The sequence below is a fragment of the Pseudomonas sp. NPDC087614 genome, assembly GCF_044743485.1.
In the GTDB taxonomy this organism is placed as follows: domain Bacteria; phylum Pseudomonadota; class Gammaproteobacteria; order Pseudomonadales; family Pseudomonadaceae; genus Aquipseudomonas; species Aquipseudomonas baetica_A.
The window spans coordinates 1-10,773 of record NZ_JBIUWN010000118.1 but is presented as its reverse complement, the minus strand read 5'-3'; the positions used below and the strand labels follow the sequence as shown (position 1 = coordinate 10,773).

Sequence of the window (10,773 nt, the reverse complement as noted above, 5' to 3'; positions counted from 1 at the left end):
CGACGGCCCCAATCTTCCAGACGGTGGTTTTTGCCGCCGTCTTCTTCGATCAGCTTGGTGTAACGCTGAACCATGCCGCCGACTTGCTCGCTTTGATCCGGGTGGACCAAAAAGATGATTTCGTAATGACGCATGAATGCTCCTTACGGGTTGTAGCCTGCCGCTCAAAAACGGTCAGACAAGGAGTGAATGACACTTATGGACTTGCCGGTGCGGGGCACATGCGTGCCTGCCGTGACAGCAAGGGGCGCAATTGTAGAGAAGGGACTGAAGAGGTGCAAGGCAATTGGTGATTATTTGAACAATCACCAATCCTGCCTTCACCACAAACCAATGTGGGAGCGGGCTTGCTCGCGAATGCGATACATCAGGCAACATTGTTGTCGACTGACACTGCGCCTTCGCGAGCAAGCCCGCTCCCACAATTGATTGCATACAACTTTATTTCTTGGCGGAGGCCTTGGCTTTGACGCCACGCTGGCGCTGCGCTTCGAACAGGCATACACCCGTCGCCACGGACACGTTGAGACTGCTGACGCTACCGGCCATCGGCAGATTCACCAGATAGTCGCAATGTTCGCGAGTCAGGCGACGCATGCCTTTGCCTTCGGCGCCCATGATCAGGATGGTCGGGCCGGTCAGGTCCTGGTCATAAATGCTGACCTCGGCCTCGCCCGCCGTACCGACAACCCACAAACCGCGCTGCTGCAGCTTTTCCAGCGTGCGCGCAAGGTTGGTCACTGCCACCAGCGGAATCACTTCCGCCGCACCGCAGGCCACTTTACGCACGACGGGCGTCAGGGTCGCCGACTTGTCTTTGGGCACGATCACGGCGAGCGCACCAGCAGCATCCGCCGAACGCAGACAGGCACCGAGGTTATGCGGATCGGTCACGCCGTCGAGCACCAGCAACAGCGGCGCGCCTTCGGTGCGATCAAGCAACTCGTCGAGCATCGCCTCGCCCCAGACCTGGCTAGGACTCACGTCCGCGACCACGCCCTGATGCACGCCTTCAACCCAAGCGTCCATTTCACGTCGCTCTGCCTGACCGACCTGGACACGATTTTCATTGGCCAGTTCGATCAGGGTCTGCACACGCGGATCGTTACGGCTTTCGGCCAGCCAGATCTGCTTGACGCGCTTGGGGTGGTGACGCAACAACGCTTCTACCGCGTGAACGCCGTAGATTTTTTCCAACTGACTCATGACTTCGCCTTCGGTTTACGTGCTCCGCCACTTTTGGCTGGAGCAGAACCCGCCTTCGGCGGGCCTTTACGGTGCTTGCTCGGTTTGGCTGGCTTGCCGCCGGTCGCCTTTTCAGGCGCCGACCGCCCGGTCTTTCCCCCGGACGCCGCTTTACCACCGTTTTTGGCGTCGGAAAGCAGCGCTTTCTTCATTTCACGGCTTTTACGCAGCTCGGCATTTTTCGCCACGGCATCGCTTGGGCGATAGGCTTCGACAGCTTTTTCCTTGGCCGGACGGCGACTGGCGGTTTTTGCCGGCGCCTTTTCTTCCGAAGCCTTGGCGGCTGGAGCAGCCGTTTCGTGACCGCGCTTTTTGCGACCAATCGGTGCGCTGATGGTTTTTTCCGCCATCTCGAAGTCGATCTTGCGCTCGTCAAGATCGACGCGCATCACGCGCACTTCAACGGTGTCGCCGAGACGGAAGCTACGACCGGTGCGCTCGCCCGCCAGGCGGTGATGCACAGGATCGAAGTGGTAGTAATCACCCGGCAGCGCGGTGACATGCACCAGGCCTTCGACGTAGATATCGGTCAGTTCGACGAACAGGCCAAAACCGGTCACGGCGGTGATCACGCCCGGGAACGATTCGCCCACGCGGTCTTTCATGAACTCGCACTTGAGCCAGTTCACTACGTCGCGGGTCGCTTCGTCGGCACGGCGCTCGCTCATCGAGCATTGCTCGCCGAGTTGCTCCAGTGCCGCTTCGTCGTACGGATAGATGCGCGCTTTCGGAATGGTCATCGCGCCGGCACGACGAACGTGCGGGGTGTCCTGTTTCGAATGGATCACGCTGCGGATCGCGCGGTGCGTAAGCAGATCCGGGTAACGACGGATCGGCGAAGTGAAGTGGGTATAGGCTTCGTAATTCAGGCCGAAGTGGCCCTGATTGTCAGCGCTGTACACCGCTTGGCTCAGCGAGCGCAGCATCACGGTCTGGATCAGATGGAAATCCGGACGGTCCTTGATACTCGCCAGCAAGGCCTGATAGTCCTTCGGCGACGGGCCGTCCTTGCCTTTGTGCAGGGACAGGCCAAGCTCACCGAGGAAGGCGCGCAGTTTTTCCAGACGCTCCGGCGGCGGACCATCGTGGACACGGTACAGCGCCGGGATTTCGTGTTTCTTCAGGAATTCGGCAGTGGCCACGTTGGCCGCCAGCATGCATTCCTCAATCAGTTTGTGCGCATCATTACGGGTGGTCGGGCGGATTTCGGCAATCTTGCGCTCGGAACCGAAGATGATCCGGGTTTCCTGAGTCTCGAAATCGATCGCGCCACGCACATGACGGGCGGCCAGCAACACTTTGTACAGCGAATAAAGCTGCTTGAGGTGCGGCACGACGTCGGTGTATTCGCCACGCAATTTACGCGCTTCGGCAACCTTCGGCGTTTCCAGCATCGCGCTGACCTTGTTGTAGGTCAGACGAGCGTGAGAATGAATCACCGCCTCATAGAAGCAGTAGTCAGTCATTTCGCCAGACTTGGAGATAGTCATCTCGCAAACCATGGCCAGACGATCGACATGCGGGTTCAGCGAGCAGAGGCCGTTGGACAACTGCTCTGGCAGCATCGGCACTACGCGCTCAGGGAAGTACACCGAGTTGCCGCGCACCTGGGCTTCGTTGTCCAGCGCCGAACCGATTTTCACGTAACTGGAAACGTCGGCAATCGCCACGTACAACTTCCAGCCACCGGAGAACAGTCGCAGCTTGCCAGGCTTGGCTTCGCAATAGACCGCATCGTCGAAGTCGCGGGCATCTTCGCCGTCGATGGTGACGAACGGCAGATGGCGCAGGTCGACGCGCTTCTCTTTGTCTTTGTCTTCCACTTCCGGCTTGAGCTTGGCGGCTTCTTTGAGAACCGCTTCAGGCCAGACGTGCGGAATATCGTAGGTACGCAGGGCGACATCGATTTCCATGCCCGGCGCCATGTAGTTGCCGACCACTTCAACCACATCGCCTTGCGGCTGAAAGCGTGGTGTCGGCCAGTGAGTGATCTTCACCTCAACGAACTGGCCGATCTGGGCGTTGGCATTGCGACCCGGGGTCACCAGCACTTCTTGCTGGATCTTCGGGTTATCCGCAACGACGAAGCCGATGCCGCCCTCTTCAAAGTAGCGACCGACAATGCTTTCGTGAGCACGGGTCACCACTTCAACGATCACACCTTCGCGGCGACCGCGACGATCGAGGCCGGAAACACGGGCCAGCGCGCGATCACCGTCGAACACCAAGCGCATTTGCGCCGGGCTCATGAACAGGTCATCGCTACCGTCGTCCGGCACCAGGAAGCCAAAGCCGTCACGGTGACCGCTGATGCGACCGAGGATCAGGTCGAGCTTATCCACCGGCGCGTAAGTACCACGACGGGTGTAGATCAGTTGAGCGTCGCGCTCCATGGCGCGCAGGCGGCGGCGCAGGGCTTCGACCTGGTCTTCTGTGGTCAGACCAAACTCTTCGACCAGTTGCTCGCGGGCAGCAGGCGAACCCCGATCGGCGAGATGCGCCAGGATCAGTTCGCGGCTAGGAATAGGGTTTTCATATTTTTCCGCTTCACGAGCGGCCTCGGGATCGAGGGACTGCCAATCGGCCATTAGATAGTTTTCACCTTGTCTATATACGGGTTAGTTTGGCATAGGCGCCATCAAACGGGAAATTTCCGACTCTATAAGGCCCTTCTGAAGCCCTGTATCGAAGCTGGAAAGCCGTTTTGAACACCGCCGGTAAAAAAAACCATTTTTTTTGCTGGCAGGGGTTTACAGTTAAAAAGACGCTCCGTATAGTGCGCGCCATCGACGACGCACATGCGCTGCCGATACTGCCCAGATGGTGAAATTGGTAGACACGCCAGCTTCAGGTGCTGGTGACCTTACGGTCGTGGAAGTTCGAGTCTTCTTCTGGGCACCAATTCAGAGCTTGAGACTAGATCAGTTTCAAGGCTCACACAAAACCCGCGAAAGCGGGTTTTTTGCATTCTAAGGAACGGTTTTCTTAAAACTGATTTATTAAAATTAAATCAGGGGTTTACAGATTAAAACGCGCTCCGTATAGTGCGCCACATCAACAGCGGCAACGCTAGCGATGATTGCCCAGATGGTGAAATTGGTAGACACGCCAGCTTCAGGTGCTGGTGACCTTACGGTCGTGGAAGTTCGAGTCTTCTTCTGGGCACCAATTCAAATTCAAGGTTAAGGCCTTGGATTTCACAGAAACCCGCGAAAGCGGGTTTTTGCGTTTCTGGCATTTGAAAATCCATTCCCCTCGCCTTAGCAAACCTGCTCGTACGCCACAAGGCGCATTTGAGAAACAATATCGTTTATCATTGTTGCAAGTTTTTGCAATGCGACAGTGAGGAACCCTGCGAATGACGTTTCGAAACACCCTGCGCCGAGGCTTTACCTTCACCCTCCTTGGCCTGGCACTCGCCACTCCCCTCGCCCAGGCTGCCGATGCGGTTTCCCTGACTCTCTACAACGGCCAACACAAGGAAGTCGGCGACGCGATCGCCAAAGCCTTTGAAGCCAAGACCGGCATTCACGTCAATGTCCGCAAAGGCAGCAGCAATCAGCTTGCCAGCCAGATCATCGAAGAAGGCGACCGCTCCCCCGCCGACGTGATCTACACCGAAGAATCCCCTCCACTGAATAACCTCGGCGAACAAGGCCTGCTGGCCAAGACCGATGACGCCACACTGGCCGTACTGCCGAAAAAATACGTCGCTGGCAACGGCACCTGGATCGGCGTCACCGCTCGCGTTCGCGTGGCGGCGTTCAACCCGACACTGATCGACGAAAAAGACCTGCCGAAGTCGGTAATGGAATTCTCCGAGCCGAAATGGCAAGGCAAGATCGGCTTTGTGCCCACCAGCGGCGCCTTCCAGGAACAGGCCGTGGCCATCATCAAAATGCACGGTCGCGATGCCGCCGAAGAATGGCTGACCGGCCTGCGCGCTTTCGGCAAGACCTACAGCAACAACATGGTCGCGCTCAAAGCCGTCGAGAACGGTGAAGTCGCCGCCGTACTGGTGAACAACTACTACTGGTTCGCCCTGCAACGCGAGAAAGGCCAACTGGATTCCAAACTGCACTACTTCACCGGCGGCGATGTCGGCGGCTTGATTACCGTTTCCAGCGCTGCCGTGCTGAAATCCAGCAAACACCCAAAAGAAGCGCAGCAATTGCTCGCCTACATGGCCAGCGAAGAAGGCCAGCGCGTGATCACCCAAACCACCGCCGAATACCCGCTGCACAAAGGCATGGAATCGGATCGCGGCCTCAAGCCGTTCCGCGAACTGGACGCGCCGAACGTCACACCGGCCGATTTGGGCAATGCTGAACAAGCACTGGAGCTGGAACGTGAAGTTGGCTTGAACTGATGACCGCATCGTTATCCGCCCCCGCCGCGCGCGGGGGGTACGTGCCACGGCGCAAGCGACCATCGATCTGGCTGGTACTGCCGGTATTGCTATTGGTGGTCTTGAGCCTGTTGCCGCTGGCCTACGTTGGGATAAAGACCTGGCAGGCCGGCTGGGCCGAGGCGCTGCATTTGTTGTGGCGCCCCTATGTCTTCGGTCTACTGCGCAATACGCTGGCCTTGATGGTCGGCGTGACTATCACCTGCGGCGTGATCGGTCTGTCGCTGGCCTGGCTGCTGGAGCGCAGCAATCTGCCGGGGCGGCGTTTGTGGGGCGTGATCCTGTGCCTGCCGTTCGCGGTTCCGGCGTTTGTCAGCAGCTTCACTTGGGTTTCGCTGAGCGCACAGTTCGAAGGCCTCGGCGGCGCGATTCTGGTGATGAGCCTGTCGAAATACCCGCTGATCTTTCTCCCAGTGGCGGCAACCCTGCGCAATCTCGATCCTTCTCTCGAAGAGTCAGCCCGCACCTTGGGGCAGAATCGCTGGGGCGTTTTTTTCCGGGTCACCCTGCCCCTGCTCTGGCCATCGCTGCTAGCGGGCTCGCTGCTGATCGCCTTACACATGCTGGTGGAGTTTGGCGCACTGTCGATCATTGGCCTGCAAACCTTTACCACGGCGATCTACCAACAATTCGAACTGGCATTCAGCAACGCCAATGCGGCAATGCTGTCCGCCGTGCTGCTCGCGCTGTGCCTGGTGCTGCTGTGGCTGGAACTGCGAGTACGCGGCAAGGGTCGGCACGTGCGCACCGGGCAAGGTGCGGCGCGTCAGGCTGAACAGGTTCAGCTAGGGCCTTGGGTTGCGGTCGGCCAGTTGTATTGCCTGATCCTGGCAATCATTGGCAGCGCAATTCCACTGGGCATGCTGGCGTACTGGCTGGCTGTAGGCTCTTCGGCTGCATTCCCGGTTGCGGCCATTACCGAGGCGCTGCTGTCATCGCTGGCGTTATCGCTGGGTGGCGCGGCACTGTGCCTGTTGCTGGCAGTGCCGGTCGGGCTGCTGGTGGTGCGCTATAAAGGCCAACTGGCGATCTGGGCCGAACGCTTGCCGTATCTGCTGCATGCGTTGCCGGGTTTGGTGATTGCGCTGACGCTGGTGTATTTCGCCCTGCACTACGTGCCTGTGCTGTATCAAACGTCCGGCCTGTTGCTGATCGCTTATGCGCTGTTGTTCCTGCCGCTGGCTCAGGCTCCGATCCGCACGGCACTGAACAAGGCAGCGCCGCAACTGGAAGAGGCTGCACGCACACTGGGCGCATCGTCGTTTACGGCGTTTTGCCGGGTGACACTGCCGATCATCTTCCCGGCATTGGGCGCAGCGTTTGCGTTGGTGTTTCTGGATGCGATGAAGGAATTGACCGCGACGTTGCTGCTGAGTCCGACCGGTCTCAATACGTTGGCAACCGAGGTGTGGGCGCATACGGCGAATGTCGAGTTTGCGGCCGCAGCGCCTTATGCGGCGCTGTTGATTGTGGTTTCTGGATTGCCGGTTTATCTGCTGACAACCCGGATGTACCTGAGCCGCTGAAACGGCCATCGCGAGCCGACTCACTCCCACAGTGGAATGCATCCCCCTGTGGGAGCCAGCCTACTGGCAATCGGATCTGAATCACGCCCTGAACTGCCCCAGGCTCGCCTTGAGCTGGGCCGCCAAACCATCCAGCACCTTGCCACTGGCCGTGGTCTCCACCACCGCTTGAGCCGCTTTCTCGGCTTGAGCATGAATCGTCTCGACCCGCCCACGCACTGCCTGTGCACCTTGCGCCTGATGCGCCGCCGCCTGCGTGGCCAAACCAATTGCCGCGTGCACCTGCTCGACCGACACCTGCACAGATTGCTGTAAGCGCGCACTGTCACGCAGCACCAGCAAACCTTCGCTGGCCTGACGCCCAGCCTGACCAATCGCCTCCACCGCCTCACGCGCGCCCTGCTGCAAAGCCACAATGTGCGCTTGAATGTCGCCGGTAGAACTCTGGGTTTTACTCGCCAGTGCACGAACCTCGTCCGCCACCACGGCGAAACCGCGCCCGGTCTCGCCCGCCCGCGCCGCTTCGATAGCCGCGTTCAGCGCCAGCAAATTGGTTTGCTCGGCAATCCCGTGAATCACTGTCAGCACGACTTCAATCTGCTCGCTCTGCTGCGCCAGTCGCTCGATGACTTTTGCCCCGGTATCGACCTGTCCGGCGAGCGCCTCGATCAGGCTGCCGACCTTGGCCGACGTGCGGGTGTTTTCATCGGTGGCCTGTCGAATGTCGACCACCTGCTTCAACGCCGCCTGCATGGCATGGCTTTCCGATTGCGCCTCATCAGCCATTTGCGACAGTGCGCGCAGACTTTCCGCCACTTCGTCGCGCTGCATCCCGGCCGCAGCATCCGCGCCGGCATTGCGCAGGGTCATCGCACCGATTTCCACACCCGTGCGCTGAGCCACGTCGCCCGCCTCGCGCACGATCGGCTGCAACTTATCCACAAAGCGATTGACCGCCGAGGCCATGTCGCCGATCTCATCCTTGCTGTTGATTTGCACACGCTTGGTCAGATCGCCCTCACCCGCTGCGAGATCATCCATCGCCACGTTGAGCATCTTCAGGCGATTGACCACACGATGACCCAAAACCACGGCCAACAACAGCAGCACACCCGCACCGACCAGCGCCAGGCCCATGCCGATCCGCCAGCGCAGAGTCGCGGCGGCGTCCTGCACGGTACTGGCAGTATTGGCTTTCATTTCTACCGCAGTCGATTGCGCCGATTGCAGGCGCGCGCGCATCGCGGTCGCACTGTCGGCTGCCGCGCCTTTGAGGCTGTCGCCAACCAACTGATCACTGCTGGCGATCAACGCCGAGAAGCGCTTATCCAGTGCCGCCAGATCGGTCTCTACGGACGCCGTGGAGACCCCCATCAACACCTTGCCGATTTCCACGCCATTGGGATTGATCGACGCCTCCAGGTAATAGACCGACGGATCGTGCTTCGCCGCATCCAGCACTTTATCCAGTGCACGCTCACCCTGGCCCTTTTCCAGCAAGGCCTTGTTGATCGGGTTTTCGCGATTGAGATAACGGGTCAGGTGCTGACCGGTCGCATCGTCGTACACAACGAACAGCACGTTGGGGTTGCGCTGGGCGCGCCGGGCGAATTCAGACAAGGTCGGTACATCGCTATCCCACATGGCGCGAGGTGCAACGGAAGCCAGCAATTGGGCCATGTCATTGGCCGAATCCTGCAGATCCTTTTCCAGTGTCGCGCGAAGTTGCGCCTGCTCTTCCTTCAAACGCGACGACAAACCCGCGGTCAGCCGCTGACGAGTGTTGGCGGACAAAGCATCAAGACTCGACGTGACTTCACGCCCTGCCTGCTCCAGTTCGCCGGAAAGTTTCTGGCTGTCAGCACCGAGCCGCACCGCCAGATCAGCTTCCAGCGCGGTGACCGTGCTCCGTGTCAGGGCGACGGCCACCAACACCTGCACCAAAAGGGCGATACCAAGGGTAACGAATACAGGCCGCAATAAACGGCTTTGTAACAGTGAGAGAACGGCCGACACTGTGAATACCTCTACGTCTGACGCCATTAATTTGATGGCACTCTTGTAGACAGAATCACAGCAAAGGTCATGCCGTCCAACAGGCATAAACGACAAAGGCCCCAATTAAGGGGCCTTTGTTTTTTACATCAACGACTTATCAAGCAAACGGATGGCGCAGAACGATGGTTTCGTTGCGATCCGGGCCCGTCGAAATAATGTCGATCGGCGCGCCGACCAGCTCTTCGATGCGTTTGATGTAGTTACGCGCAGCCTGTGGCAGCTCTTCCAGGGTCTTGGCACCCAGGGTCGATTCGCTCCAGCCCGGCATTTGCTCGTACACCGGCTCAAGGCCAATGTAGCTATCAGCGTCAGTTGGTGCGTCGATCACTGCACCATCAGCGTTCTTGTAGCCAACGCAGATGTTGATGGTTTCCAGACCGTCCAGTACGTCCAGCTTGGTCAGGCACAGGCCCGAGATGCTGTTCACATCGATAGCGCGACGCAGGATGACGGCGTCGAACCAGCCGCAACGACGGGCACGACCGGTGGTTGCACCGAACTCGTGGCCACGCTTGGCCAGGAATGCGCCAACGTCGTCGAACAGTTCAGTCGGGAAAGGCCCCGAACCTACACGAGTGGTGTAAGCCTTGGTGATGCCGAGGATGTAGTCCAGGAACATCGGACCAACGCCCGAACCGGTGGCGATGCCGCCGGCCGTGGTGTTGGAGCTGGTGACGTACGGGTAGGTACCGTGGTCGATGTCCAGCAGCGAGCCTTGGGCGCCTTCGAACATGATGTCTTTGCCTGCGCGACGCAGGTCGTGCAGTTCGGCAGTGACGTCGAGCATCATCGGCTTGAGCAGCTCAGCGTATTCCATGCACTCGTCGAGAGTCTTCTGGAAGTCGATGGCCGGCTCTTTGTAGTAATTAACCAGTACGAAGTTGTGGTAATCCAGCAACTCGCCCAGCTTGGCGGCGAAACGCTCGCGGTGGAACAGGTCACCGATGCGCAGACCGCGACGTGCAACCTTGTCTTCGTAAGCCGGGCCGATGCCGCGACCGGTCGTACCGATCTTCAGCTCGCCACGGGCCTTCTCACGGGCCTGATCCAGCGCAACGTGGTAGGACAGGATCAGCGGGCAAGACGGGCTGATACGCAGGCGCTCGCGCACCGGCACACCTTTCTCCTCCAGCTTGTTGATTTCCCGCATCAGAGCGTCAGGTGCAACCACCACGCCGTTACCGATCAGGCACTGCACGCCTTCGCGCAATACGCCCGACGGGATCAGGTGCAAGACGGTTTTTTCGCCGTCGATCACCAAGGTGTGACCAGCGTTGTGGCCACCCTGGTAGCGCACTACGGCGGCAGCATGTTCGGTCAGCAGATCAACGATCTTGCCTTTGCCCTCATCACCCCACTGGTTGCCCCGGACTACTACATTCTTCCCATAACACTTGTCCTCATTCGCGCAAACTTGGTGCCGGCGATGGCCGGCAGGAAAACTCAAGAAGCCAGTGGCGATGGGTGCCATCGCGCGTGCTGGTGTCTCATGTGCCGGTGGCGGTCCGCATCACGGGCGGCGGCCAAAGGGTGTGC

Annotated in this window: 7 protein-coding genes and 2 tRNA genes; 4 read left to right on the top strand and 5 right to left on the bottom strand. The window is 59.3% G+C overall.

What is annotated here, in order from left to right:
* From rpsF to rnr, 3 genes are all read right to left on the bottom strand, one after another.
* The coding region (rpsF, locus tag ACIOWA_RS26345; protein WP_401162702.1) for a 30S ribosomal protein S6 at positions 1 to 134 on the bottom strand (134 nt) is incomplete at its 3' end.
* Positions 135 to 441: 307 nt separating this feature from the next.
* On the bottom strand, positions 442 to 1,206 hold the full coding sequence (rlmB, locus tag ACIOWA_RS26340) for a 23S rRNA (guanosine(2251)-2'-O)-methyltransferase RlmB (protein WP_221733085.1): 765 nt from the start codon (positions 1,204 to 1,206) through the stop codon (positions 442 to 444).
* Positions 1,203 to 3,833: a ribonuclease R gene (gene rnr / locus ACIOWA_RS26335; RefSeq protein ID WP_339433665.1), complete on the bottom strand. Its 2,631-nt coding sequence runs from the start codon at positions 3,831 to 3,833 to the stop codon at positions 1,203 to 1,205. The genes rlmB and rnr overlap by 4 nt, the downstream gene beginning before the upstream one ends.
* 226 nt (positions 3,834 to 4,059) lie before the next feature.
* On the opposite strand from rnr, the gene ACIOWA_RS26330 reads away from it, so the two are divergent.
* The 4 genes from ACIOWA_RS26330 to ACIOWA_RS26315 all read left to right on the top strand — a co-directional run bounded on the left by ACIOWA_RS26330 (position 4,060) and on the right by ACIOWA_RS26315 (position 7,179).
* Positions 4,060 to 4,146 (top strand) — tRNA-Leu (locus tag ACIOWA_RS26330).
* Between the two features lie 180 nt (positions 4,147 to 4,326).
* Positions 4,327 to 4,413 (top strand) — tRNA-Leu (locus tag ACIOWA_RS26325).
* A 190-nt stretch (positions 4,414 to 4,603) separates the two neighbouring features.
* Complete coding sequence (locus tag ACIOWA_RS26320; protein WP_401162700.1) at positions 4,604 to 5,614, top strand: extracellular solute-binding protein; 1,011 nt, start codon at positions 4,604 to 4,606, stop codon at positions 5,612 to 5,614.
* The gene (locus ACIOWA_RS26315) at positions 5,614 to 7,179 is read left to right on the top strand and encodes an ABC transporter permease (protein WP_401162698.1); all 1,566 of its coding nucleotides are present in this window, start codon (positions 5,614 to 5,616) and stop codon (positions 7,177 to 7,179) included. The genes ACIOWA_RS26320 and ACIOWA_RS26315 overlap by 1 nt, the downstream gene beginning before the upstream one ends.
* An 81-nt stretch (positions 7,180 to 7,260) precedes the next feature.
* Here the strand turns inward: ACIOWA_RS26315 and ACIOWA_RS26310 are convergent, their stop codons facing one another.
* Positions 7,261 to 9,195, bottom strand: coding sequence for a methyl-accepting chemotaxis protein (locus ACIOWA_RS26310; RefSeq protein WP_401162696.1), 1,935 nt, complete (start codon positions 9,193 to 9,195; stop codon positions 7,261 to 7,263).
* Between the two features lie 139 nt (positions 9,196 to 9,334).
* Positions 9,335 to 10,708, bottom strand: a complete 1,374-nt coding sequence (locus tag ACIOWA_RS26305) for an adenylosuccinate synthase (RefSeq protein WP_401162694.1) — start codon at positions 10,706 to 10,708, stop codon at positions 9,335 to 9,337.
* Positions 10,709 to 10,773: the final 65 nt, after the last annotated feature.

Coding starts and splice junctions, on each gene's coding strand:
- rlmB (WP_221733085.1), bottom strand. CDS start 1,206: ATGAGTCAGTTGGAAAAAATCTACGGCGTTCACGCGGTAGAAGCGTTG.
- rnr (WP_339433665.1), bottom strand. CDS start 3,833: ATGGCCGATTGGCAGTCCCTCGATCCCGAGGCCGCTCGTGAAGCGGAA.
- ACIOWA_RS26320 (WP_401162700.1), top strand. CDS start 4,604: ATGACGTTTCGAAACACCCTGCGCCGAGGCTTTACCTTCACCCTCCTT.
- ACIOWA_RS26315 (WP_401162698.1), top strand. CDS start 5,614: ATGACCGCATCGTTATCCGCCCCCGCCGCGCGCGGGGGGTACGTGCCA.
- ACIOWA_RS26305 (WP_401162694.1), bottom strand. CDS start 10,708: ATGGCACCCATCGCCACTGGCTTCTTGAGTTTTCCTGCCGGCCATCGC.